The organism is Bacteroides caecigallinarum (assembly GCF_016902295.1).
Classification (GTDB): Bacteria; Bacteroidota; Bacteroidia; order Bacteroidales; family Bacteroidaceae; genus Phocaeicola; species Phocaeicola caecigallinarum_A.
This window is the reverse complement of the sequence record NZ_JACJLQ010000237.1, coordinates 1-219: the sequence shown is the minus strand read 5'-3', so window position 1 is coordinate 219 and position 219 is coordinate 1. Positions and strand designations below refer to the sequence as shown.

1 rRNA gene is annotated in these 219 nt (G+C 53.0%); it reads right to left on the bottom strand.

Annotated elements, in window-relative coordinates:
- A 23S ribosomal RNA gene (locus H6A27_RS14960) occupies positions 1-219 on the bottom strand; the annotation flags it as partial.

Here is a 219-nt window from a genome sequence, read left to right as displayed (position 1 = left end):
ATATTCAACCCGACTACGTGTGTCCGTTTGCGGTACGGGTACCTACAACGTTATGTTTAGCGGATTTTCTCGGCAGTCTGCTTACCCACACTATCACCGCTACCCGAAGATGTTGGTGTACTCTCAAGTTCGACTCTTCCCGTGGATTTGCCTGCGGGAATCGACGTCTACACTCTTTAACCGGCTATTCCGTCAGCCGGCGGTGGTGTCACTGCTGCG